27 protein-coding genes are annotated in these 25,829 nt (G+C 37.9%); 9 read left to right on the top strand and 18 right to left on the bottom strand.

Annotated elements, in window-relative coordinates:
• Positions 1–122: 122 nt before the first annotated feature.
• The 12 genes from AC07YT_RS18040 to hemA form a co-directional block, all read right to left on the bottom strand.
• Positions 123–1,280 carry a lipid A deacylase gene (locus tag AC07YT_RS18040; protein WP_086547583.1) on the bottom strand — a complete coding sequence of 386 codons (1,158 nt, stop codon included), beginning with the start codon at positions 1,278–1,280 and terminating at the stop codon, positions 123–125.
• 189 nt (positions 1,281–1,469) lie between these two features.
• Positions 1,470–2,030, bottom strand: a complete 561-nt coding sequence (locus tag AC07YT_RS18035; RefSeq protein WP_086547584.1) for a CopD family protein — start codon at positions 2,028–2,030, stop codon at positions 1,470–1,472.
• Positions 2,027–2,770 carry an ATPase gene (locus AC07YT_RS18030; RefSeq protein ID WP_086547585.1) on the bottom strand — a complete coding sequence of 248 codons (744 nt, stop codon included), beginning with the start codon at positions 2,768–2,770 and terminating at the stop codon, positions 2,027–2,029. Before AC07YT_RS18030 ends, AC07YT_RS18035 begins: the two co-directional genes overlap by 4 nt.
• Positions 2,770–3,003, bottom strand: coding sequence for a hypothetical protein (locus tag AC07YT_RS18025; protein ID WP_086547586.1), 234 nt, complete (start codon positions 3,001–3,003; stop codon positions 2,770–2,772). Before AC07YT_RS18025 ends, AC07YT_RS18030 begins: the two co-directional genes overlap by 1 nt.
• Positions 3,004–3,048: 45 nt before the next feature.
• Positions 3,049–4,074: a uroporphyrinogen decarboxylase gene (hemE, locus tag AC07YT_RS18020; protein WP_086547587.1), complete on the bottom strand. Its 1,026-nt coding sequence runs from the start codon at positions 4,072–4,074 to the stop codon at positions 3,049–3,051.
• 225 nt (positions 4,075–4,299) lie between these two features.
• Positions 4,300–4,815: a hypothetical protein gene (locus tag AC07YT_RS18015; RefSeq protein WP_086547588.1), complete on the bottom strand. Its 516-nt coding sequence runs from the start codon at positions 4,813–4,815 to the stop codon at positions 4,300–4,302.
• A complete protein-coding gene (locus AC07YT_RS18010; RefSeq protein ID WP_025146905.1) occupies positions 4,815–5,519 on the bottom strand; it encodes a response regulator transcription factor in 705 nt (234 codons plus the stop codon). The genes AC07YT_RS18015 and AC07YT_RS18010 overlap by 1 nt, the downstream gene beginning before the upstream one ends.
• A gap of 8 nt (positions 5,520–5,527) precedes the next feature.
• Positions 5,528–6,394, bottom strand: a complete 867-nt coding sequence (locus AC07YT_RS18005) for a sensor histidine kinase (protein WP_086547589.1) — start codon at positions 6,392–6,394, stop codon at positions 5,528–5,530.
• Between the two features lie 90 nt (positions 6,395–6,484).
• Positions 6,485–7,855, bottom strand: a complete 1,371-nt coding sequence (gene hemL / locus AC07YT_RS18000) for a glutamate-1-semialdehyde 2,1-aminomutase (RefSeq protein ID WP_086547590.1) — start codon at positions 7,853–7,855, stop codon at positions 6,485–6,487.
• Between the two features lie 148 nt (positions 7,856–8,003).
• Entirely contained in the window at positions 8,004–8,972 is a 969-nt protein-coding gene (hemB, locus tag AC07YT_RS17995; RefSeq protein ID WP_086547591.1) for a porphobilinogen synthase, read from the bottom strand.
• A gap of 185 nt (positions 8,973–9,157) precedes the next feature.
• A complete protein-coding gene (gene hemC, locus AC07YT_RS17990; RefSeq protein ID WP_478359745.1) occupies positions 9,158–10,738 on the bottom strand; it encodes a hydroxymethylbilane synthase in 1,581 nt (526 codons plus the stop codon).
• A 334-nt stretch (positions 10,739–11,072) separates the two neighbouring features.
• Positions 11,073–12,299, bottom strand: a complete 1,227-nt coding sequence (gene hemA, locus AC07YT_RS17985) for a glutamyl-tRNA reductase (protein WP_086547593.1) — start codon at positions 12,297–12,299, stop codon at positions 11,073–11,075.
• Positions 12,300–12,438: 139 nt separating this feature from the next.
• Between hemA and AC07YT_RS17980 the strand changes: the two genes are divergently transcribed.
• The 3 genes from AC07YT_RS17980 to AC07YT_RS17970 all read left to right on the top strand — a co-directional run bounded on the left by AC07YT_RS17980 (position 12,439) and on the right by AC07YT_RS17970 (position 14,454).
• Entirely contained in the window at positions 12,439–12,819 is a 381-nt protein-coding gene (locus AC07YT_RS17980) for a DoxX family protein (protein WP_086547594.1), read from the top strand.
• Between the two features lie 246 nt (positions 12,820–13,065).
• A complete protein-coding gene (locus AC07YT_RS17975; RefSeq protein ID WP_086547595.1) occupies positions 13,066–13,893 on the top strand; it encodes an alpha/beta hydrolase family protein in 828 nt (275 codons plus the stop codon).
• A 27-nt stretch (positions 13,894–13,920) separates the two neighbouring features.
• Complete coding sequence (locus AC07YT_RS17970) at positions 13,921–14,454, top strand: hypothetical protein (protein ID WP_086547596.1); 534 nt, start codon at positions 13,921–13,923, stop codon at positions 14,452–14,454.
• A gap of 11 nt (positions 14,455–14,465) precedes the next feature.
• Here AC07YT_RS17970 and AC07YT_RS17965 read toward each other — a convergent pair whose 3' ends face one another.
• The 6 genes from AC07YT_RS17965 to AC07YT_RS17940 all read right to left on the bottom strand — a co-directional run bounded on the left by AC07YT_RS17965 (position 14,466) and on the right by AC07YT_RS17940 (position 21,376).
• On the bottom strand, positions 14,466–15,740 hold the full coding sequence (locus AC07YT_RS17965; protein ID WP_086547597.1) for a mechanosensitive ion channel family protein: 1,275 nt from the start codon (positions 15,738–15,740) through the stop codon (positions 14,466–14,468).
• Between the two features lie 248 nt (positions 15,741–15,988).
• The gene (gene ispG / locus AC07YT_RS17960; RefSeq protein ID WP_086547598.1) at positions 15,989–17,965 is read right to left on the bottom strand and encodes a (E)-4-hydroxy-3-methylbut-2-enyl-diphosphate synthase; all 1,977 of its coding nucleotides are present in this window, start codon (positions 17,963–17,965) and stop codon (positions 15,989–15,991) included.
• A 301-nt stretch (positions 17,966–18,266) separates the two neighbouring features.
• Positions 18,267–18,878 (bottom strand): RDD family protein, encoded by a 612-nt coding sequence (locus AC07YT_RS17955; RefSeq protein WP_086547599.1) that lies wholly within the window; start codon positions 18,876–18,878, stop codon positions 18,267–18,269.
• A 104-nt stretch (positions 18,879–18,982) separates the two neighbouring features.
• Complete coding sequence (locus AC07YT_RS17950; RefSeq protein ID WP_086547600.1) at positions 18,983–19,966, bottom strand: toast rack family protein; 984 nt, start codon at positions 19,964–19,966, stop codon at positions 18,983–18,985.
• A gap of 5 nt (positions 19,967–19,971) precedes the next feature.
• Entirely contained in the window at positions 19,972–20,667 is a 696-nt protein-coding gene (locus AC07YT_RS17945) for a PspC domain-containing protein (protein WP_478359753.1), read from the bottom strand.
• A gap of 19 nt (positions 20,668–20,686) precedes the next feature.
• Positions 20,687–21,376 (bottom strand): SDR family oxidoreductase, encoded by a 690-nt coding sequence (locus tag AC07YT_RS17940; protein ID WP_086547602.1) that lies wholly within the window; start codon positions 21,374–21,376, stop codon positions 20,687–20,689.
• Between the two features lie 146 nt (positions 21,377–21,522).
• Here AC07YT_RS17940 and AC07YT_RS17935 point away from each other — a divergent pair, with 146 nt between their 5' ends.
• From AC07YT_RS17935 to AC07YT_RS17910, 6 genes are all read left to right on the top strand, one after another.
• Positions 21,523–22,257, top strand: a complete 735-nt coding sequence (locus tag AC07YT_RS17935) for an MlaE family ABC transporter permease (RefSeq protein WP_029275780.1) — start codon at positions 21,523–21,525, stop codon at positions 22,255–22,257.
• Entirely contained in the window at positions 22,257–23,009 is a 753-nt protein-coding gene (locus tag AC07YT_RS17930) for an ABC transporter ATP-binding protein (RefSeq protein WP_086547603.1), read from the top strand. Before AC07YT_RS17935 ends, AC07YT_RS17930 begins: the two co-directional genes overlap by 1 nt.
• 20 nt (positions 23,010–23,029) lie before the next feature.
• A complete protein-coding gene (gene vapB, locus AC07YT_RS17925) occupies positions 23,030–23,272 on the top strand; it encodes a type II toxin-antitoxin system VapB family antitoxin (protein WP_086547604.1) in 243 nt (80 codons plus the stop codon).
• Positions 23,272–23,655, top strand: a complete 384-nt coding sequence (locus AC07YT_RS17920) for a type II toxin-antitoxin system VapC family toxin (RefSeq protein WP_086547605.1) — start codon at positions 23,272–23,274, stop codon at positions 23,653–23,655. Before vapB ends, AC07YT_RS17920 begins: the two co-directional genes overlap by 1 nt.
• A gap of 4 nt (positions 23,656–23,659) precedes the next feature.
• Entirely contained in the window at positions 23,660–24,541 is an 882-nt protein-coding gene (locus tag AC07YT_RS17915) for an RsmD family RNA methyltransferase (protein WP_086547606.1), read from the top strand.
• Between the two features lie 96 nt (positions 24,542–24,637).
• On the top strand, positions 24,638–25,687 hold the full coding sequence (locus AC07YT_RS17910) for a hypothetical protein (RefSeq protein ID WP_086547607.1): 1,050 nt from the start codon (positions 24,638–24,640) through the stop codon (positions 25,685–25,687).
• The last annotated feature ends 142 nt before the right edge of the window (positions 25,688–25,829 follow it).

Raw genomic sequence — 25,829 nt, 5'->3', positions numbered from 1 at the left:
CAGCATGACACCATATTGAAGCTTGCTGCAGAAAAAAGGATTTTCACTGCTATCAGGTTTAGGAATTTGAGTTAGTGTTTAAAATTTATTATGAGTTTAATCACCCTCAACCTTTCTACCATCTACCTTCCCTCCTTTTTCACCTTAAACAATTTAAAATCCTGTTTGTAGGTTAAGAAAAATGAGTGATTAAACTGAAGTTGTTTATCGGTATGGTCTAAATCGATATGTGGTTCAAAACGCACATCAAGGTATAAATGCGGAATTAATTCTTTTTGGTAAGCATAACGCAACGAAACAATGTTTCTGGCGCTCTGCTTCAAACCTGGACTATATAGATTATCAGATACCGATTCGTATAATGGCATCCCTTTAATCGAAATAAAATTATTACCCTTCCAGTAAGAAGCTACCAGGCTTCCCCATTTACTTTCTACACCGGCATTTAACCATAAGCCAAAACCACCCTGGTAGGCTCTTCTTTTATCCGGCGAAAAATCTTTGTAAACCGCTATGTAGTTATCCGTATATACCTGTTTAATATTGCTGTTGATATCTTTATGCAATTTTATACCTGTTGCGCCATTAAACATGGTCGTAATCGGGATTTCTTTAAGTACATCAATCTGCCCACCCTGGTGGAAAGCTAAAAACTGCGCTGGAATACTCAATTTCCAGTCATCATTTTTAATTAAAAAGCTTTCAGTTGATAAACCTCCGATAATTTCTTCTTTTGCCGGATCGCCTTTATAAATCATTTTCTGCCAGGCTATCCAGGCATCTAAAGTAAATTTCTCACGTTCTACCAATAACTGTGTTCCGTATTCAATCGGTGTGGTTATGGTTCTTTCGAAATCGTACAGCGGCTCAATATATTTGTGTTGAATGTTGCCTTCTAAACTTCCAAAAATTAAGGTGAGGTTTCTTTTATGGTATTTTACGCTAAATAAAGGTTTCGCATCTGAGACCCCGTTCCTTCCAAAGTCCTTTCTGATAAATGCACCCGCGGTGATGGCCAGATTTGGATGCGCATAATAAACAATTTGTGGCTGCAACTGCGTACCGTACAAAGTATAACCATCATGAAAATCGTTGGTATACTCGTAATTACGAACGTAGTTTAAATTGTAAAAGTTGAAGTGAACCTCGTTGGTTAAGCTGCTATCGGGGCGGATTCTATTTTCAAAAGCCAATTGATTAAACTGAGCCGAAGCGAAATAAGTACTAAAAAGAAAAGATATGAAGAGTAAGGTCTTTTTCAGACCTGTAGATGTAAACATGCGCTTTGATTTTATCGCCCAAATTTAGAATAGTTTTTGGTTTATTTAACCGCAAAGAACGCGAAGTTTACGCAAAGGAAACAAAGTTAATAGGGGTTGATCGCTAAGGCACAAAGAGCACAAAGCTTTTTTAACACCATTAATTAAAAATAATATTCTTGGTGGCTTAGTGACTTTGTGGTACAAAGATTATTCTCCACGTTTCTTACGATAGTTCTTGTACAGTTTAACTGCAATCATAATGGCCATCGCTACCCCCATGATGCCAATTAAACCATAAATCCAGTTAATGGCACTTTTAAGAATCACCACAAATACAATAGCGATCATAAAGATGGTCGCCAGTTCACGCCACAACCTCAATTGAAAACTGCTTAGCTTATATTGATTGTTTTTAAGCTGTTTAACGATGTTTTGACAGATGAAATGATAGATGAGTAAGCCAACAACAAAAGCAAGCTTCACCCACATCCAATCGGCCTGCAGCAAGCCCTGATTTAAAGTTAACATAGATGCGCCTGCCAAAACAGAAATAATCATGGCCGGAGTGGCAATAATTTTCCATAAAGTTGCCTCCATTTTAACAAACTGCTTTTGAAGGATACTTTTTTCGGGTTCGGGTTTATCGTTCGCTTCTGTGTGGTAAATAAAAAGGCTCAGGATATAAAACAATCCAGCCATCCAGCTAATTACAAATACAATATGTACTGCTTTGAAATATTGGTAATATGGCAGTAAGGCTTCTATCATTTAATCTTATTCAAAATATAATTGTCCAACCAATTTGGAACATTAAGAACTTCCAGATTCAAAATTCCATCTTTAATGTTTCCAACAAAGTCATGTTTTATTCCTGAATTGTCCCAAAGATAAGTTTCATCTGCCTTTTTAAGCATATCGATTAATAAGTCCATTGTCAAAAAGTAACGCTTCTCAATCTTTTCTGCCTCAACTAAATGGCCGCCTTTCAAAATCCTATCCTTTACACGCTCTAAATTCATCTTTGGCGTTTCAGTACCTATAAAATAAAGATAGACCTTATAATTATTACGATGAGCAAAATCAATAAGCTCTAATTTTGAAGGATGTGAAAATACGGTTTCGAAGCTGAATGATTTTTTACTTCTGATTAATGAATATCGAATAAAATCTGCTATAATCGCAAAATGGTAAGAATTGTAAACCGTTGCAAATGTTATATTTTTAACAACAACATTTTCTCTAACAATTAAATTCCAACTGTCTTTACTGAAACCTGCTTTTGTAAAAAGTCCACTTTGAAAACAAAACGACTCAAAATCCTCGTTCGTAGCATCTATTTCAAAATCAGATAAGTTGAGAAAATTTTTCTTCTTAAACTCTTCTTCCAATAAATCTGCATTAACAAAAATTCTGGTAGAAAAATAGCTCGATTTTATAGAATCAAATAAAGTAGTTTTACCCGAGCCATTAGGACCGGCAAAAATTCTCAATTTAGGCTGTTGGGGCATTAAAAAAGTTTAATTCTCTTTGCAGAAACCCTTCTTCTATTAAATTTACCTTCTGCTACCTTAACTGTATCACCGTTATTGAATGTTCTATAAACACCATCCGCTTTAACTTCGGTTCTACCTAAATTTAAGGCATCAACAACCCTAAGAACATCTTCCATCTTCTTATTAACTGCTCTAATTAATTGTTTAATCGGCAGCTTATCCTCATCACTTAAAGATTTAACAGTCATATTATTGGAGTTACATAGCTAATATACAAAAATCAAATGATTCGTTTAATACCTAAACTCTTTTACCACCTCAATTGCATACTTCACATTATCGAAAGGAATATCTGGCATAATACCGTGACCTAAATTGAAGATAAAACCTTCCGTACCGCGCAGGCGTTCGAATAATTTATGAATCTGTGCTTTAATTACCGCTTTATCTGCGTATAAAATATGTGGGTCTAAATTTCCCTGAACGGCAATACCAGCTGGCAAAGCATTTTTAATGTTCAATAAATCAGCGTTCCAGTCAACTGAAATCACATCTGGTTTAGCTTCTGCCATAATCGGTGCAAAAACCGAACTTCCTTTACAGAAAGAAATCACCGGGATATCTTTTCTGTTCAAGTTAGCAATGATTTCCTGGATGTACCGGTGAGAAAACTCCTGGTAATCATTCCATGATAAAGCAAGCGCCCAACTGTCGAAAATCTGAACAGCGTTAACACCAGCAGCAATCTGAAGATTCAGGTAATCAGCCGTTACTTTGGCAATTTTAGCCAAAAGTTTATGGGCCAGCTCTGGTTGATTGTGAATAAAGAGTTTGGTTAATTTAAAATCTTTAGAAGAACCACCTTCAATTAAATAACTCATTACCGTAAATGGTGCACCTGCAAAACCGATTAATGGAATTCTGCTATCTAATCGTTGTTGAATTACTTTAATCGCATCAGCAACATATTGCAATTCGTCTAAACAATCAACATTTAAGTTTTCGATGTCATTAGCCGTACGTACAGGATTGGCAAACTTAGGTCCTACACCTTGGGTAAAACTCAAATCGCCACCCATGGCCTCGCCGGTTACCAAAATGTCACAGAATAAAATCGCAGCATCAATATCCAACAAATCAACAGGTAACATGGTCACATCTGCTGCAATTTCAGGGGTTTTACACATCTCTAAAAAAGAGTATTTGTTTTTAATTTCCCAATATTGTGGCATAAAACGACCTGCCTGACGCATCATCCATACTGGTGGGCGTTCGGTTTGTTTTGAAAATGCTGCGTCTAAAAATAAGTTATTCTTCATGATTTGTATTTGGTATCTCACTAATCGTCACCCTGAATTCAGTTCAGGGTCTTAATAATAAAAAAATGCTGAGCTAAATTTATTGCGTAGCTTTCGGCTTCGCTACAGGTCAGCATGACGAGTGGCCTAAAAATTTTAATTTTGCAAAGGTATAAATAAAAAAAAAACGAAGTACCTTTTTATCAAAAACTGGTGCTTCGTTTGTTCAAAATGACAATATTAATATTATAATTTGCTTATTTCTTTTTCAATTTTAACGATAATGTCTTTCGAGCGTTGCGTTTCAGCAAGTTCTTTGGCCAATTTGGTATATGCTTCAGCCCGCTCCTTATCTTCCTTTTGCAAGGCAATAGTGGCCAAATAGATTAACACATAAGATTTCTCGTTTTTTCCACCAAAGGGAAATCTACTCGCAAGCTGAAAATGATATTCTGCTTTATCAGAATCATGCTCCCTCAAAGCCATTTTACCTTGCATATATTCGTAATAACCTCTTCGGCTTTTGGCCAGGCGTTCTGGCTTAACCACCTCAGCCAATAAGGCTTTGGTTTTGCCGAATTCGTTATTCTTAAAATGCTTCGATGCCATCAAAACCGAACTGTGCTTAAAATGGCTCCAAACAACAAAGGCAAATAACAGCCCTGAAACAGCGGCCAGCTGGTATTGATGATAAAAAACACAAACCAACCCAGCAAGCACAAAAACGGCCATTAAAGCATATCTACCCTTATTATTGTACATTAATGACTATCAGTAAATTTATAGCCTACACCACGGATTGAGTGGAAATAAACTGGGTTTTTCTGGTCTGGTTCGAAATACTTACGGAACGTTAAAATAAAGTTATCAATCGTTCTGGTTGATGGATAAACATCATAATTCCAAACGGTTTCTAAAATTTGCTCTCTTGAAACCGCATCGTTTTTACGCTCGATTAACAGTTTCAATAACATCGTTTCCTTTTTGGTTAACGGTGTGATGGTACCATCATCATGTTTCAATTCGAAAGAGTTAAAATAGATTGTTTTATCACCGATTTTATAAGAATTCAATTCTTTTAAATCATCAGATTTTAAACTGCGTTTTACCAAAATACCTACACGAAGAATTAATTCCTCTAAGTTAAAAGGTTTAACCAAATAATCGTCAGCACCTTTTTTCAAACCTAAAACACGGTCTTCTGAAGTGTTTTTAGCTGTTAAAAACATAATTGGAACTTCTGCATTCTCTAAACGGATTGTTTCGCAAACCTGGAAACCATCCATTTCAGGCAACATTACATCTAAAATAATTAGATTGAAGCGTTCTTCTTTAAAAATTTTAAGAGCGGTTTTGCCATCTTTAACGGCGTGAACTTTATAACCCTCAAGTTCGAGGTTTAATTTGATAGCATCTAACAAGTGATCCTCGTCTTCTACCAATAGAATTCTTAATTTTTGTGACATAATTGAGATTAACTAAATGTTACTTCAAAAATACTTCCTTGAGGCAGATTGTCTTTTACTGTAATATCTGCATCATGGTATTGTAAAACCTCTTTCACAATAAACAAGCCTAAACCTGTTCCTTTCGCTTTTCTGACATTCTCGTTACCAACGCGGTAAAACTTATCAAATATCAACATTTTTTCGGCATCTGAAATACCCGGCCCCTGATCCATCACACTTAATTGAATATGCCCATCAACCTTGTTTAAATGCACATTTATCTCATCACATGGGTTAGAATACTTCACCGCATTCTCAATTAAATTGGTTACTACTGACGATAAGGCAAATTTGTCACCTACCACCTGCAAATTTGGCTGAATTTTGGCATTAATAATCTGTTCGCATCCACAAGAATGAACCTGTAACCTATCTGTAATTTTATACACCAATTCGGAGAAGTTAAATTCCTCTTTAGGAAAAGTATAGGACCGGTTTTCGATCTTGGTGGCCAGCAACATATTTTCCACCAGATCATCCAAGCGTTCAATATCTTTTAACGAATTGTTCAGCAATGAAGTTTGGCGCGCTTTATCCAAATCCCGTTTAACAATGGTTTGGATTGAGAGTTTTATTGCCGCCAAAGGCGATTTCAGCTCATGCGTAATCGACATCAGGAAGTTCTGCTGCTGTTCCCTTAATTTATCTTCACGTTTTAACGATTGGTGAAGAAAATAACCGCCAATACAGAGCAAAAATAAAAATACCGAACCTTCGCCCATAATCATGGTCATGCGGCTTGGCTGCAAACGCACCACCAATGTTCCCCAAGAAATGAGCTGAATCAGTGCATAAAGCAATAATGCGTAAAATATGATAATGGATTTCTTCATTCCCTTCGGTTGATTACACAGATTTTTGGATGACACAGATTATTTTCTCGTCCGTCATTGCGAGGAGGAATGACGATCTTTCAAATAAACTTATTTCTTAAACACCAGATCTAACGCTTCAAAAATAGCACGTTTCGCTTTCTCTAATTCGATCTTAGTGTGTGCTGAAGATACGAAACCAACTTCATATCCCGATGGCCCTAAATAAATTCCTCGATTTAATAACTCACGGTGCATAATTTTGAATTTCTCCATGCTGCCTGCATCAATATCATCAGCCGACTGGATTTTATCCTTATCCGTAAAAGCAAACCAGAAGATAGAACCAATGGTAAATACTTTAAATTTATAGTTACGTGCGGTTGCAAAACGCTGAATACTGGCCACAAATTCTTGCGCTTTGGTATTCAAATCTTTGTAAAAGCTTGATTTATTCAGTTCTGTTAAAGTGGCAATGCCCGCTGCCATAGCCACCGGATTTCCGGATAGGGTTCCGGCCTGATAAACCCCACCATCAGGAGAGATATGTGCCATAATTTCAGCACGTGCACCGTACATCCCAACAGGTAAGCCGCCACCTATAATTTTGCCATAAGTAACAATATCAGGTGTAACACCGTAATGGGCAGCTGCACCTTCAAAACCTACCCTGAAACCGGTAATCACTTCATCAAAAATCAGAAGGGAACCATTATCCGTACAGATTTTACGCAAGAAATGAATATATTCTTCATCCTGGATAATTAAACCATTATTTGCCGGAATACCTTCAATAATTACCGCAGCAATCTGATCTTTAAACTGGGCAAAAGCTTGCTCGATAGCCGTTTTATCATTTAAAGGAACAACAATAGTTTCCTCAGCAAAAGATTTTGGCACACCTGCAGAAGAAGTTTCGCCAAAAGTAACCAAACCTGAACCTGCTTTAACCAAAAGCGAATCGCTATGACCGTGGTAACAACCTTCGAATTTTAAAATTTTATCACGACTGGTAAAACCTCTTGCCAAACGTATCGCTGACATTACCGCTTCGGTACCAGAACTCGTAAAACGGATTTTCTCAACAAAACGGTTGTTTTTGATAATCAGCTCAGCCAATTCATTTTCTAAAGCTGTCGGTGCGCCGAAGCTCATTCCGTTCTGCATTACCTCGGTAACTTTCTCGCGGATTTTAGGATTGTTATGTCCCAAAATTAATGGTCCCCAGCTGCCACAGAAATCGATAAACTGATTGCCATCAGCATCCCATATATAACAGCCGTCACCTTTTTCGATAAAAAGAGGTGTACCGTAAACCGATTTAAAAGCTCTTACCGGTGAGTTTACCCCACCAGGGAAATACGTTTTTGATTTCTCGTATAACTCGGCAGATTTTACCCTCGAAATATCAGGTTTACTTCCTGTATTTACCGGAATATCGGCTTCGTTGCCTGAAAACATTTTTTTTAATGAATCTAACATCTTTTGTTAAGGTATGAGGCAAAAGGTTTAAGGTTTAAGACACAAAGCCTAAGCTTATAAAACACTAAATACCTATTTATTGTGTATGAAATGGAAATATCGGATTAGCAAGGAAAACCCTAAGCCTTAAACCCTCTACCTTCCACCTCTATAGCCAATTGTTATTTAAAATATCTTTAATGTGATATGTAGTTATAATACTTGCGCCAGCACGGGCAAAGGCATGCATGGTTTCCATCACTACTTTTTGTTCGTCTATCCAGCCACGTTCGGCAGCTGCTTTTACCATTGAGTATTCGCCCGAAACGTTGTAAACTGCAATTGGTAAATTGGTATCTTGTTTTAACCGTTGGATAATGTCCAAATAGGCTAAACCTGGTTTCACCATTAATACATCAGCACCTTCCTGTTCATCTAAAGCGGCTTCTCGCAGCGCCTCCAACGGGTTTCTGAAATCCATCTGATAAGCCTTTCTGTCGCCTTTACTTGGCGCACAGTCTGCAGCCTCCCTAAAAGGACCATAATAGGCAGAAGCAAATTTTGTAGCGTGGCTCATAATGGCTGCATTTACAAAACCGTTTTCATCTAAAAGATTACGCATCGCCTCAATCCTTCCGTCCATCATGTCCGACGGCGCAAACATATCCGCCCCAGCTTCGGCATGCGTTAAAGCCATTTTTGCAATTACTTCAACCGTTTTATCGTTTTGAACATAATCGTTCTCTAAAATACCGCAATGACCATGGGTGGTATAAGAACAAACGCAAACATCGGTAATGACATATAAATCATCTCCAAATTGTTTTTTGAGCTCACGAACCGCCGTTGGTACTAAAGAATGATCGTGATAAGCAGACTTTGCATCTTCCGATTTTTCATCACCAACACCAAAAAGCATAATTTTGTTAAGGCCTTTTTTCATTCCAGCCTCAACATCTTTTACCAGCGTATCAACCGAATAATGGTTTACCCCTGGCATGGCATCGATAGCGTGGGTTACATTATTGCCTGGCACCACAAAATAAGGGTACACAAACATATCTTTCGATAACCGTGTTTCGGCTACCATCTCTCTCACTAAAGGATTTTTCCTTAATCTGCGCGGACGATTTAACATTTTTTCAAGTATTTAGTATCAAGAGCTGAAGCATCGACATTTTAGTATCGAGTATCAAGACTTGAATATCCTATATTTTTTTCTTTCGGATTGATCAGATTAGATAATTACACAAATTTTGGATTTCATAAATGGTTTTCCGCTGATTTGTGCCTTTTACCTTACACCCTAAACCTTCTTCCTTCCTATCTCATCTCTATCCCAAAAACTGCTTCAGCCAATCCAATTTCATCAGGCGAATAAGGCAATGCATACTTCACGCCCATTTCATCAAATTTCTTACCGGTAGAATTTCCGATGGCGATTACCTGCTGGCCGGGTTCCAATAAATTATCAGCGAAATAAGCATCAACATTTGATGGGCTGGTAAAAATCAATACATCGGCATAACTTTGATCAATATCATCTTCTATTACCGTTTCGTAAATTGGCAGATCGATTATTTTAGCATCAGCCGGTAATGATTTTTGAATCGATTGTAAAGAATCCTGTGCTCTTGGAAACAATATTTGCTGACCGCCAACCAATTGCGCAAAATCTTCTGCAACTTCGGTAATATCGCCACTCTCGCCAACAAAATCGGCAAAATGACCAAACTTACGCAAAGCATCTTCCGAACCTCTTCCCACTACACCAAATTTCGTTTTCTTAGGCAATACTGGTTTTAAGTTGAAAAAATATTCTACACTATTGCGGCTACTGAAGAAAACCCAATCCACATGTCTTAAGATAAACTGATCTAAAACAGTTACGATCGGGAACGTACGGATTAACGAACGTCCTTCTATTTCAATATTATTATTTTCTAATGCCCTACGGAAATAACTGTGTTCGCCAATCTCGCGCGAGATGAAAACCTTTGCGGGTTTCTTTCTTTCTACATTAAATTTGGCTACAATTTTTTCTGCCAAACCTTCGGTACTTTCTGCACGTAAAAACAAACGCTCAGGAAAATGATCAGCAGTTTCGGCCTTTGAAGTCCAAATTTCGAATTTTCCGTTTTCCTTTTTACAATAACAACCTAAAGGCATGTGGCAACCACCTTCGAAAAGGTTTAAAACCTTACGTTCTACAGTTACAGTCTCTGCCGTTTCCGGATCATGCAGTTTTTGTAGTGCATCAAAAAGTTCGGTATCGTTTTCCCTGATCTGAATAGCCAAGGCTCCCTGTGCAGGTGCCGGTATAAACTCAGTGGTTTCCAATTCTTCCACATGTAAATCGCTCACATCAAGATTTAAGCGCTTCACACCAGCCTTAGCAATTAAGATGGCATCGTAATCTTCATCACGAAGTTTTTGGATACGGGTAGGCACATTTCCACGTAGGTCTTCAACCTCTAAATCGGGACGTAAGCCCAATAACTGCGCTTTACGTCGATTAGATGAAGTACCAACCATTGCTCCTTTTTTTAACGAAAGCTTTTGCGAAACATCTACACAATCTTTTAAAATCAAAAGATATTCACTTGCTTCTTCACGTGGTGGTAAGGCAGCAATAATCAATCCTTCGGGATGTGCAGTGGGTAAATCTTTAAGGCAATGTACAGCCAGGTCAATTGTTCCACCCAAAAGCTCTTCTTCCAGTTCTTTGGTAAAAAAGCCTTTGCCTTCCAGTTTATCTAATCTTAAATTCAGGATTTTATCGCCCTGCGTTTTAATGATTTTTATTTCTGCTTCTATTCCAATTGCAGCCAATTCATCTTTTATATGATTTGCTTGCCATAAAGCCAGGTCGCTACCGCGTGTTCCGATGGTTAATTTCTTCACTATAAAGGTTAAATGAGTTGCAAATTTAATTTAATTAGTGGTTTATACCATGAATTGTTTAAAAATGAGACAGTGAGGTTACAGAATAAGGAATTTAAAGGATTTCTATGACATTACGCAATCGGTTTGTCATTCTAATCGCTAAGCGACACACGTTCCCCATAAATAAAATTTAAATGTTATTTATGTTAGATGGCTGTTGAACCATATCAAGAATGTAAGATGATTGCAAGAAAGATGCTGAAAAAAGTTCAGCATGACGACAAGGGAATTGGTTTCAGGATTTAGCTAAAAGACAAAAGATGTTTGGACTTAGCGTTCTTTGCAGTAAACCTTAAGATTGATTGACCAGAATTTCTTTGGCCATCACCATCGGAACGCTGATGTATTTTTTCTCCATGTAGTTCATCACACGTTCTAAAACTTCGCGCGAGGCCTCATCCATCTGACTAATTTCATCGGCAAACACACCGTTTATGGCTGTATTCTTGATTTCTTTAATCTTTCTTGGCACTTCCTGCATCGCCAGTTCGATACGACGTTGTTTTAAAACAGAGAAAAATTCGGTAATGTTGTTGCTGATAATTTCTTCGGCATGTACCAGTTCGTTATAACGCTCCTGGATATTTTTGCGAGCCACCTCTTTCAACGATTCTACCTCAATATAATGTACCGGGTTGTTATGGATCACGGCTGGCGTAACATCATTCGGGATCGCCAAATCTACAATTACCTTTTTACCTTGATCGCCATTTAACAGTTTAGCGTATAACGCTTCGGTAATAATCGCCTCGGTAGAACCAGTACAGGTAATGATTACATCAAATCCCTCGTTAAAATCTTCAAGTGCGGCTAAAGGATAAGCCTTACCACCCAGCTCGCCTGCCAATGCTTCGGCCTTAGAAAATGTACGGTTGAAAATCGAGAAATTAGAGTATTTATGTTTGTTGAGGTATTTTGCAATATTTTGGTTGGTTTCGCCAGCACCAATAATCAAGATACGTGAGTTGCCACACATATTTAACTCTTTTAACTTACGGTACGCCAATGAAACAACAGAAACCGGATTTTTTGAAATATTGGTGTGTGTGTAAACTTCTTTTGCGGTTTTAACCACGCGGTCCATAATCATACGCATGTAATCGCCTGTAAACCCTGCATCACGACAGTTTTCGTAAGCTTTACGGATCTGAGCAAGAATTTCCTTTTCACCTACCACCAAACTCTCTAAAGAGCATGATGTCCTCAGTAAATGGTTAAAAGCCTCCTCATTTTCGTAAACAGAAACATTATCAAGAAAACGCTCCATAAATTCAGGAGGAAGTCCCATGTCTAAAACAGTCAGGAATCTGGTTACAAATTCCTTGTCGGTTTTCTCTTTGGTAAGGAAAACAAACTCTACACGGTTACATGTTCCAATATAAAAAATTTCGCTAACGGGAAGTTCTGCTTGAACATTCTTCAACCTGCTATCTAAACTCTGATCACAAATAACTAATTTCCCTAAAGATTTCAGGTCGATGTGGTGATGCGTAAAAGCTATTACTTTTAAATATTCCAAGTGCTTCCGTTATTAACTATTATCGGGATACAAAAGTAACATGGTGAAGGCATGTGACTGTCATTAACCTGTAATTTACATCAATTTAGAACGGTTTTAAATAAAGGACTTAAAGATTAATCAAAGCACATTGATTTACATGAACAAACCAATCCGTATCATTTTTCTTTGGATTTATGCCCTCTTCTACGTCCTGGCTGGATGTAACCACTTTTTATCCACTGCAGTATATTACGTAATTATGCCAAAATGGTTGCCTGCTCCTGGCTTTTTAATTTACTTTTCGGGGATATTGGAAATTGTTTTTGGGCTTTTATTGTTGATTAAGAAGACCAGAAAGCTAGCAGCACTGTTAATTATACTGATGTTGATTGCCTTTTTACCCGCGCATATCTACATGATCCGGATGGCACCATTCATATTGGGTAAAATACTGGTCACACCGCTTATTGCATGGGTAAGATTGCCTTTGCAGTTCCTGTTTATCGGATGGGCGTGGTATTATTACGCTAAAGAATAATTTATAAAGTATTCTTTTTTTGAAGCGCAATGTCAGTGAGAATAGGAAAGGCTTTGTCCTGCTGTACATTCCAATCCTTTTGGATAAACCTGGCGAAAAAACAATTTACCTATCCAAAAGGGATTTCCATTTCCATCAGGGCTATTATACTCACAGTTGTGGTCAATATGCTTCTGTTTTAAACACAAAAAATACACAACAAAATAAGATTTCGTAGGTTTATAATCTATACCAATTCCTTAAATTATGATTACGCAAAGCAATTTTAGCCTGAGTGGTGCTGACGGAAAATTAATTATCGGCGATATTACTTTCGATGAGAAAAACCCTAATACCCCCATTGTACTTTTTGTACATGGCTTTAAAGGCTTTAAAGATTGGGGGGCACACAATTTAGTGGCCCGGTATTTTGCCAGCAACGGTTATCGCTATGTTAAGTTCAATTTATCGCATAGTGGAGTTCCGGTTGATGATCCGAAAGATGTAACTGATATGGATGCTTTTGCCAGCAATACCGTATCGAAAGAACTATTTGACCTCAATGCGATGCTCGATTTTATCGAAAAAGCCTACGGTAAAGATACCAAAGTGAACCTGATAGGCCATAGTCGTGGTGGTGGATTATCAATCATCGAGGCTGCGAACGATTTAAGAATTAACAAACTGATTACCTGGAGTGCCATTGGCGATTTTAGCAGTCTGTGGAAAAAAGAGCAGGAAGCTGAGTGGAAAAAGAATGGCAAAATATTCGTAACCAATGCCCGTACCAAAGAGCAGATGCCGTTAAATGTTACCTTACTGCAAGATTTTAAAGAAAATGCAGCAGCATTGAATATTTTAGATGCAGCAAAACGCGTAAACATTCCCTGGTTAATTGTTCATGGCGATGATGATGTGAATGTGCCTTTTGAAACTGCACAAACTTTGGCAGAGGCCAACCCAAATAGCAGATTGGTTAAAATTGAAGGTGCCAATCACGTTTATGGTGCTACGCAGCCCTACACCAACGAAACTTTGCCACCACTTTTGTTTAAGGTTTGCGAAAAGGTAATCACTTTTATAAACGAAGAATAAATTAATTATCTTGGGCTATTATAAATTATGGCTCAAGATAAAATTAACCTCTCAGGCTTTAATCAAGCCATATTTAAGCAGATCTTAATTGGACTAACGTTATCTTTCTGTTTTATTATTTCTTTTGATAGTAATTTTTCACCTGTCAAATTAAAAGCCGAGTTTATTAATGATTCTGAAGGGCATCGCTCAAAAAACGGAAGAGCACATATTTTTACCGCACAAACCTCTAATAAAAAATACAAAATCCCAGCCCAGCTTTTTAATATCATAAATGAAAATGATTCACTGTTAATCTATAGGTCAAAAATAACCGGCATTATCTTATATTATGGTTTGCGGAAACCTGATGTAATTATTGTTTGTAAAGCTCGGTTTTTTAAGGATGATTTTTTTGGACTAATCACCAGTACTTTAGGCATTTTGCTTGCAATAATTCTTTATTTCAATAATAAATTAGCACAAAACGTTACACTTCAGGGAATTTTAGTCTTTTTGATTATCATTTCTTTGGTTTTCCTAAGAAACTACTTAGGTGGAAATTATTTATGGGAGTTCTAATTTTTTCAATGTTAATCATCCCCTCTTCTCACAAAATTACGCATATCACTTCCGCTTGGGCTTTGGAAGATTTCGAGATCAAAATAAGGCACCGCAGCCAGCAGGTGATCAAAGATATCGGCAGCAACTTCTTCAAAACGTTTTAAGCCTTTTTCTTTTGAGAATACATAAATCTCAATGGGAAGACCATTTTCTGTAGCCTGTAACTGACGCACCATGAAGGTTAAATCGGTATTAATATGCGGATTGCTCTCCAGGTATTTTTCTGCATACACCCTGAAAGTCCCGATATTGGTCATGTGGCGGCCGTTAACCAGGTTATTGGGATCTACCGTATTTTCCGCATTGTATCGTTCGATAAATTGCTGTGTTTCTTTCAGGTAATCTTTCAGAAAATCGATACTTTGCAGTCTACCAATCAATTCTTCATCGCAGAATTTAATGCTCGAAATTTTAATATTGATGTGCCGTTTAATCCTCCTCCCCTCACTTTCTTCCATCGCCCGCCAGTTTTTGAACGATTCACTTACAATGGCGTAACTCGGTACAATAGTTACTGTTTTATCCCAGTTTCTTACTTTAATGGTAGTTAAATTAATTTCGGTTACCTCGCCATCGGCACCATATTTCTCTACAGTAATCCAATCGCCTACCCTCACCAGATCGATGGCACTCATCTGTACTGAGGCCACAAAACCTAAAATCGGATCTCTGAAAATCAAAATAAAAACAGCAGTAACGGCTCCAAATCCGCCGAAAACATATAACGGCGATTCGCCCAGGATAATCGACAGGATGAGCACAAAACCAACAATGTAAAACACAATTTTGGCGACCTGTTTGTAACTCCGAACAGGTTTATCGGCATATTTCTTTGATGATTCCATAATGGAAACCAAAGCATTCAGAAATGCATTTACGGCAAACATCACCGCTAACACCATGTAGATTTTAGCAAATATTAAAGCATAAAACAGCCAGTTTTTAAAATCGATAAAAAGATAGGGAACAACATTATAAATGATGTAGGCACCAAATATTAAAGCAAAAGCTCTGAAAACCCTAAATTCGAACAAAGCTTTTTGCCAGTCTGACTTTGTTTTGGCACTTTTTACCACACCGATAAAAACCTGTCGGGTTAAAAATATGGTGATAAACAGAAATAAAACAACCCCAATAAGCCCTATAAAAAAATAAGAATAAATGAGTTCGCCACCGGCAAGGCCTTTGCCAGCGAGCCAGTTTCTAAGTTCGATAAAAAGGGATTGAAACTCCGGGATATTCATTAAGGCAATTTAGGATTTATTGGTCAGAAATTAAACGGCATAGCATTGATTGCTTTTCGAGTGTCATGTTGAGCTTATCTTAAGGTTCTTCGACAAGCTCAGAATGAGATTTAGTATCATTATACGAAACTCCTCGGTCTGTATCCTCACAGATCAAGGAATAAGTGTTTCAATCAAGATACAGATTCTTCGCTGCGCTCAGAATGACAATATTGTGGTTTGTGGGAACACAAACCACGGAGCGCATTTTAAACCTTTTCTACCCAATTGCCATCATCTTTGATAATGTCGATCAGTTCGTCTAAGGCATAGGCAGTCGTTACATTTTTCTTTACCACTTCTTTACCACGGTATAAAGTAATTTTATCAGGGCCAGTACCCACGTAACCGTAATCGGCATCAGCCATTTCGCCCGGACCATTGACTATACAGCCCATGATACCGATTTTTATTCCTTTTAAATGGTCGGTGCGGGAGCGGATTAACTGTGTGGTTTCCTGCAAATCGAAAAGTGTTCTACCACAACTTGGGCAAGAGATGTATTCCGTTTTACTAATGCGTGTGCGTGTAGCCTGCAAAATCCCAAAACTGGTTGAATTAATCAGCGAAAGGTTTTGACCTTGTGCATCAATCCACACCCCATCTCCAAAGCCATCGGTAAATAAAGCGCCGATATCAGTTGCAGCATAAAGCATTAAATGATCGGCATCTACATCCTGGTAAGTTCTTTTTACTATAACCGGGATCTGGATGTTTTTCTTCTGTAAAGCAACAAAAAATGATCTTTGCTCGGCCATGCCGTGTGCTGCTGATGTTTCGAGAATTAATACAACATTGCTTAACTGGTTAATTGTTAAATTGGTTAATTGCTTGGCATCAACTTGAACAAAGTTTAAAAATTCGTCTTTAACTTCTGCCTCTTTAAAAGCTTCAAAAGAAAATAAAGGGTGACAGTTATTTTTATCTTTAAGATGTAACCAGGTTTGGTAATTATAAACTTGCTTTAAATTTCCGGGGAAAGAGAACGATGGCAAATTATCACCTAAAAAGGCTAAATCGCAAGCCTGATCGGCTAAATTATATTTATCTAAACCTGCACTGTAGTTATAGCCAACAGCACTTAAAAAGTAAGGGTCTTTTAAATTTTCTTTCGAAACATCGATCATCACTACCGGATGATGATGGCCGCCAATGTGCTGAACAGGGCTAGTAATACGGCGGTTGTATTCGTAAGGATTGTAAGTTAAGCGTGGGGCGTGGAGCGTAGAGCGTAGATCATTCGACTCCGGACTTCCGACTTCATTCTTCGGACTCCTTAAAGCATAACGGTCTGCCAAAGCCTTAGCTACTGGTGCTTCAAATTCAGGATCTTCGGTTAACGAAACACGAATGGTATCGCCCAAGCCATCTTCTAATAGGGTTCCAATACCAACGGCTGATTTAATACGGCCATCTTCTCCATCACCGGCTTCAGTAACGCCTAAATGCAAAGGATAATTCATCCCCTCTTTAGCCATGGTTTCTACCAGCAAACGATAGGCCTGAACCATCACCTGGGTATTGCTGGCTTTCATCGAGATCACCAGGTTATAATAATTCTGGTCTTCGCACATGCGGATAAACTCCATTGCCGACTCAACCATTCCGCGGGGCGTATCGCCGTAATGGCTCATAATCCTGTCGGAAAGCGATCCGTGGTTGGTGCCGATGCGCATGGCCGTACCATACTCTTTACAAATTTTTACTAAAGGAATAAACTTTTTGTAAATCCGGCTTAACTCTGCATTATAGGCATCCTGCGTATATTCTATATTCTCGAATTTCTTTTTATCTGCATAATTGCCTGGGTTAACCCTTACCTTTTCTACTATACGCGCGGCCATTTCGGCTGCATTAGGCGTAAAATGGATATCGGCAATTAACGGCACATTATAACCTCGGAAGCGTAGTTCTTTTTTAATATTGGCCAGATTTTCAGCTTCTTTAATGCTTGGCGCAGTGATACGAACATATTCGCAGCCTGATTCTACCATGCGGATTGTCTGCTCTACGGTACCCAAAGTATCCATGGTATCGGTAGTTGTCATGGATTGGATCCGGATTGGATTATGCCCACCTAAGGCGATATCACCAATGTTCACTTCACGGGTTAAATACCTCGAATAAGCGGTTAAACTGTTGCAATATCCGCCAGCCAGATCATGTTTTGCCAATATATTTTCCATCTGTTTGCAAAGATAAGGATTGTTGGAATGTTTTAATGTTGGAATGTTGTAATTAAATCGACCTGATCTTATAACAAAAATTCAAAGCTTTTTTTTGGAAATGAAAGAGCCATATTGCCTGGCAATTGCAGTCCTGCTCCCGCTTTGATCGGGTTATTTTTTAACGGTGGGTAGGTTTGGCACCATTGCACCGGCCCAGGTTTAATAAACGGGATGACAGCGGCATCCTCCGATTTTTCATCGGAGATATAGCGTACAGCCCGGCTAACGAAAATAGTGGTATTGACTTTGCTTTTCTAACTTATATCAACCTGTCTTTGATCACCAAAGTATTAGCTGCAATATCGTGCCAGCACTGGTTTTTCTTATTCAAAAAGCTATACAGATAACCAAAAAAAACAGGAATTACAGATAATATTTTAGAAAAATTCCTGACCAGAGAAATACCAAATGAAACCCGGCTACCTTCTAAATCGGTTACTTTAATATTGAGGAGTTTTTTACCAATGGTGGCCTGACCGGCTGATGCTTCGGCAATACTGCCATAAATAAGTTTAATGATAAATATGGATGGGAACGGAATGAGAAAAGCCATAATCCGCTGATCTTTGCCTTCGATAAAAATATAGCTCGTTAAAATAATGATGCTATATATTCCAAAAATAATAAAGTGATCTATCACCGATGCCAGCAGCCTTTGATCGAAAGCGGCAAAATATTGAGGCGCAGTTTTTTGATAGCTAAAACCCAAAAGCTCACGCAATTCGGGAATTGCATGAGCTTCTTTATAATCGTCCATTCCGGGTTTACGTATAAAAGTATTCGCACTGATGTTTAAATCTTTCAGGTCGGTTAAATTATACGGGCCTTGTGGCTTTCCATTAATTACTACAATATATTGATCAGGATTCATTAGATTGGATCAGGATTATGAGATTCTAGGACGGTAAGATCAGCATTTTATAAAGATTCCGTTAATGAAGCCTTACGCCTTCTACCTTCTAACCTTCAACCTTTCTAGTATCTGCTTACTTCAAAGTTACTCAATCCACCATCTAAATTAATAAAGATTTTTTTGGTCGAGGCTTTATAATTTGAGGTTTCATAAACACCATCGCTCAATTTCTCGAAACCTTCGAAATCTTTAGCTGATAAACCGGTTTTGGTTTTAATCCGGCAACCTGAGTTGACAGGCACCTTAATTTTTACATCGGCCACACCAGATTTCACAATTACATCGGTTATGGGCAATAAATCTCCGAATTTAATATCCAAAGCTGCTGCTCCACCATCAAAACGGAAGGTGCGTACTTTGTAACTGGCAAAATCGAAGTTTGCTTCACCAGCGCCCAGTTTCATTAAAATATCCCAGTTGGCCTCTTTATTTAATTTAAAGTTAACATCGTTATCACCATCGCCAAAGTTCCATTTGTTCTTTTTATCATCCATCTGGAAAGTAAGCACGGTAGCGCTATCCGTAAGCAATTTCTTTAAAGAGAAGTTACCATGTTTTTTCTTTACATCGGCATTGATCAACTCAGTGGTTTCGCCATCCAGATTAAATGAGATGCCTCCTCCAGAAATATTTAATACCGTTTTTTTCGCATTATCTGCAGCTACAAAGGGCTCGGATAAACTTAAATGATTATACGAAGTGTCGTTATCATTATCGTCATCATCGTTGTCGCCATTATTGTGTTCGATATTAATGTCGACATCTTTTTTAAAATGACGTCCCCACCAATTGCCACGCTCCGGAACCTGCTGTCCTTTATAAAAAAGAAACGACAAGGCCACCACTAAAACACCAATAGAAATGATACTTCCTGTTTGCGAATTGTTTTTATTGAACAGGATATTTAAGCCTGCAATAATTAAGAATACCGGCCAAAAGCTCCAAACATTGCGCCAATAAAAATTGATTACGCCAAAGTTTTCGAGTAGAAGTACACCGCCAATAAAAAGCAGGATAATACCCCAAATTAATCTATCTAATTTCATTTTATTTATACTTGAGGGTTAGCGGATGTTGAATTATCATCTTTGTTAACTGGTGTTGCTGGCTCATTTTCTACAACAGTTTCGGTAAAATCGGCAGTTTTTTTCTGCTCAGCTTCCTGTTGGTTCTGAAAGGCCGCCCAATCGTTTTTTCTTTTTGATTTAGCAATAATACTTACACCCAGTGCAATAAAGATCAATGGCCACATGTACCTGAATAAATTGCGGATACTAAACCAATCGGGTATAAAATCCATTTCGCGCATCAGGAAGAAACAGCCTATTACTAACAATACTAATCCGCCTATCGTGCGGCCAGTATCACTAGATTTATTGAATTTGTCAAAATTGGGCTGGGTTTCGAAAGGTGTTTTCTGCCCGCCATCAACAGGTTGCGTCCAATTTTGATTTCCTGCATTTGCAGGCCCGGCAAAAGGATCGGCCGTTCCAAATGGTTGTGCATTTGGATTTTTATTACCGAAGTAATCGTTAAATTTCGAGAATCTTGCAGCCGGATCGTTATTAACCGGAACAATAATCCACATAATTATATAGGCTATTAAGCCGCCGCCAGCCATAAATATAGCCGATAATGCAAACAATAATCTAATTATGGTAACCTCCACCTGCATGTAATCTGCAAGTCCCGAAGCTACACCGGCAATCATCTTATCGTGTTCGTTTCTAAAAAGCTTCTTTTCCATAACGTTGTTCATTTTGTGTTTAAAAATCAAGCGGAGTAATCAAAACCTCATCTACATTTACCCCTTTACTTAAGTTTAAAATGGTAAACAAAGTTTCTGCAATATCTTCAGGCTGTACAAATTTTTCATCCGGAATTGTTGTTCCTTCCCACGATGAAGTTTTGGTAGAGCCTGGCAAAAAAGCAGTGACTTTAACATTGTGAGGTGCTAACTCTTGCCGCAATACATGATTAAGACTTAACATCGCTGCTTTTGTTACACTATAACTGCCTCCATTTTTTACAGGTGCTTTACTGGCCACCGAACAGATGTTGAATATATGGCCCCGCTTCGCTGAGCGCATTTTTCTGCCAAAAAATTTACTGATGTAATAACCGGCATTCGTATTTAAATGTTGTTGCTTTTCGAATGTTTCGTCATCCTCATCAAGCAGGCTGCCAGGTAAAAAGATCCCCACATTGTTTACTAAAACATCTACCTGATCTAAATTTATAGCTGTAGAATTTAAAAAAGCATACACTTCTTCTTTAACTGAACAATCGGCTGCCTGAGTAAAAACAGCATTCCCATAAGGGGTTAGTTCTTGTTTTAGCTTTTCAAGTTCGTTTAAACCCCTTGCTACCAAAACTAAATCGTATCCATTTTGGGCAAATTTAATCGCAATAGCTCTACCAATTCCTTTAGTTGCTCCGGTTATTACAGCTTTCATTATTTATGGTTTAATTTTTGTTAACAAAAAACCATATTTATATTCAAAACCACGAATATTTTTGCAATTAGCAAAGAGCGACAAATTTTTATCGTTTCTTTGTAGTAGTATAGAACGATCATTTAAATTAAGCAAATACATACGGAATGAATTTTACCAATTTCGGCAGATACATCCTGCTACTCAAGTCTGTATTCAGAAAGCCGGAAAAACTGAAAATATACCTGAAAGAAATCGCCAAACAAATGGATTATGTTGGTGTAGGCTCTTTAGGTTTAATTGCGATTATCTCTACTTTTATCGGTGCGGTAATGACTTTACAAATTGCTTTCCAGCTGGTTAGCGATTTTATTCCAAAAACAATTATTGGTTCTGTAAACCGCGACTCCAGTATATTGGAGTTAAGCCCAACCATTAGTGCAATTGTACTGGCAGGAAAAATCGGATCGGCCATTTCATCAGAAATTGGTTCAATGCGTGTTACGGAGCAGATTGATGCCTTAGAAATTATGGGTATAAATGCCCCTGGATACCTCATCCTCCCTAAAATTATTTCAGGCATAACCATGGTACCCATGTTGGTTATCATTTCTATGTTCTTAAGTATTACCGGTGGATATATTGGCGGTTCTATTTCTGGTGCTGTTACCCCGGCTGAATATATTCAAGGTATAACCACTGATTTTAACCCTTATACCATTACCGTGGCTTTGGTGAAGGCATTTGTATTTGGTTTCATTATTACCTCAGTTCCGGCTTACGAAGGTTTTTATGTTCGTGGTGGTGCTTTAGAAGTTTCGCAGGCCAGTACCAGAGCAGTTGTAATTAGCTGTATCTCTATTCTTGTTTGCGATTATTTAGTTACTCAACTTTTATTGTAATGATCGAAATTAAAGATATTTATAAATCGTTCTCCGGAAATGATGTATTACAAGGCATTTCCGGAAAGTTTGAAGAAGGTGTAACCAATTTAATTATCGGTGGTTCCGGATCAGGAAAAACAACTCTACTGAAATGTATGGTGGGTTTGCATCAGCCAGATTCGGGCTCGGTGTTATACGATGGCCGTGATTTTACACCCATGACCTACGAACAGCGTATTGAAGTGCGTAAAGAAATTGGCATGTTATTTCAAGGTTCTGCCTTGTTCGATAGTATGACAGTTGAAGAAAACATCATGTTTCCTCTAAATATGTTTACTGATCAAAGCAGAAAAGAAAAGCTTGAAAGAGTTGATTTTTGTTTAGAGCGCGTAAATCTTGCAGGTAAAAACAAATTGTTCCCGGCAGAATTATCGGGTGGAATGAAAAAACGTGTAGGTATTGCGCGTGCCATTTCGATGAACCCGAAGTATTTGTTCTGTGATGAGCCAAACTCGGGTTTAGATCCAAAAACTTCAATCGTAATTGATGAGTTGATCCAGGAAATTACAGAAGAATATAAAACCACAACTATCGTGGTAACGCATGATATGAACTCGGTAATGGGTATTGGCGATTATATTTTGTTCCTGCATGAAGGAAAGAAATTCTGGGAAGGCAGCAACAAGGAAATTGCACATACTGACATTAAAGAATTAAACGATTTCGTATTCGCCAGCCGCTTCATGAAAGCTGCAAAAGATAAATTTTAAGAAAATTCTTATATTTGTACATGACTACGGCCACAAAAAATATCATTCACAAATTGGAAACCTTACCAGAAAGCATGGTAAACGAGGTAGAAGATTTTATTGATTTTTTAAAAGCTAAACATTCGAAGAGTTTTCCAAAGTCAAAAAGCGAACAAAAAAACATTGTTGAAGAACCAAAAAGCTTATACGGCGCTGCAAAAGGCCTTTTTATTATCCCTAAAGATTTTAACGAGCCATTAGATGACTTAAAAGAGTATATGTAATGCGGCTTCTGCTAGATACTCATATTTTTATCTCCTTAATTAATGAAGATAATGGTCTTGAAGTATCAGTAATAAACAGCATTGAAGATACTAAGAATGATAAGTTCATAAGCATTGCCAGTTTATGGGAAATCATTATTAAACTTAATATAGGAAAGCTAATTGTTACCAGAGACTTGGATGAAATGTATGCAGTAATAGATCAATTTAACCTGTCTGTTTTAAACATACAAAAACACCACTTCGACAAATATTTAGCCTTACCGCTAATTCACAGGGACCCTTTTGACAGATTGATTATTTCACAAGCATTAGCAGATAAGCTAATCCTAATAACTGACGATCAATACATCAAAAATTATCCTAATTTAAAGCTATTTTAAATACATGATACAATTACTTGCCCCAACCCACTGGAAAGATTATGAACTGATAGATTGCGGGGATTTTGAAAAATTAGAACGTTTTGGAAATGTAACCCTTATCCGTCCTGAACCTCAGGCCGTATGGAAAAAAACATACTCCGAACAGGATTGGAAAAAAGCGGCCAATATTACTTTCAGGGGGCGTTCGGCTACTTCTGGTGAATGGGTTAAAAAAAATCAATCAATTCCAGATCGCTGGCATGTAGAATATAAAAACAACGAAGTGGGTATTAAACTCCGCTTAGGCTTAACCTCTTTCAAACATGTAGGCGTATTCCCTGAGCAGGCTGTAAACTGGGACTTTATTTCTGCTTCGATTAAAAAATTTAAAACGCCACAGCCTAAAGTTTTAAATCTATTTGCTTATACTGGTGCGGCATCACTAATTGCCAATGCGGCAGGTGCCGAAACTACTCACGTAGATTCGATTAAACAGGTGGTTACCTGGGCAAATGAAAACCAGGAACTTTCGGGATTGAAAGATACCCGGTGGATGGTAGAAGATGCTTTAAAATTTGTTAAAAAAGAGCTTAAAAGAGGCAAAAAATACAACGGAATCATATTAGACCCACCTGCTTACGGCCACGGGCCTAATGGCGAAAAGTGGAAACTCGAAGATCATATCCAGGAAATGATGCAGGATGTAGTACAACTGCTAGATGAAAAAGAACATTTCTTAATCTTAAATACTTACTCTTTAGGTTTTTCTTCGGTAATTGTAGAAAATTTAATCCGCACATCATTCCCATCTGTTAAAAACCTCGAAACAGGAGAACTGTTTCTACAGGCCACATCGGGCATTAAATTGCCTCTGGGTGTTTTTGGCAAATTCTGCAATGTGTAAATGTTGATTACTTTATTTTAAACTACCAGATTTCCACCCTACTTTCATCAAAACAGATTCGGAAAACTGTTTAAACTTTAATTACTTATAATATCTATGAAATTCCCTCAATTAGCAGGCACACTAATACTTGGTTTTGCCGCAATCAGCTTATTTGCCAACTGTAATTCAGACGGCAAGAGCAGTGGCGGTATCGGTAAAATCTTTTCATCTGATTCAACCAAAAAGAAAACAGACTCAACGGTTAACGTAATGAAACCGGTTGATCCAAAGCTTTACGATTCGCTGGTAAAGAAACTGGCAAACGGAGATACTACCGGAAGATGGCCGGTAAAAAAACAACCTTATCCTTTAGCCGGAGCGATTTTACCTTTTAAACGCATTGTTGTTTATTACGGAAACCTGCATTCGAAAAAAATGGGTGCACTTGGCGAATATGCACCTAAAGAAATGTGGCAGCGTTTAAATGCAGAGGTTAAACATTGGGAAAAAGCTGATCCTTCTACGCCGGTACAACCAGGCCTGCACTATATTGCTGCAGTAGCCAGCGGAACACCAGGTAAAGATGGAAAATACATTAACAGAATGGGTAATAAACAGATTGATTCTGTTTTAAAAATTGCCAAAATGCAACCTAACACCATTGTATTCCTGGATCTTCAGGTCGCTTTAAGTACGATTAAAGCAGAGCTGCCTCATATTGCAAAATACCTGGAACTGCCATATGTTCATTTAGGTATTGATCCTGAATTTTCAATGAAAGACGGATCATTACCAGGTAAAAAAATTGGCACCTACGATGCTGCCGATGTTAATTATGTAACCGGTTATTTAGCAGATATTGTTAAAAAATACAATTTGCCTCCAAAAGTTTTTGTATTGCACCGTTTTACAAAGAAGATGGTAACCAATTCGCCTAATATTAAATTACGTCCTGAGGTGCAGGTGGTAATGCATATGGATGGATGGGGCGAACCGGAATTAAAAAAAGGTACTTATCGCCACTTTATACAGAGCGAACCGGTACAGTTTACCGGCTTCAAGCTATTTTATAAAAATGATTTAAAGAAAGAGCCCAAGCGTTTGATGACTCCTGAAGAGCTATTAAAGCTTACACCAAAACCGATATATATTCAATATCAATAAATTTGAAAGCCTGTAATAACCATTACAGGCTTTTTATTTGCCTTCTGCATAGATACATTTCTTAATGTATTATCCTAAATGTTATCCAAACAGCTTCTACTTAAAACTTACAGGAATAATCGGTAAGCAACCAATCTTTAAT

It is taken from the genome of Pedobacter sp. GW460-11-11-14-TSB4 (assembly GCF_059423705.1).
Note: the sequence above shows the minus strand (reverse complement) of the source record. Positions and strands in the feature narration are given on the sequence as shown.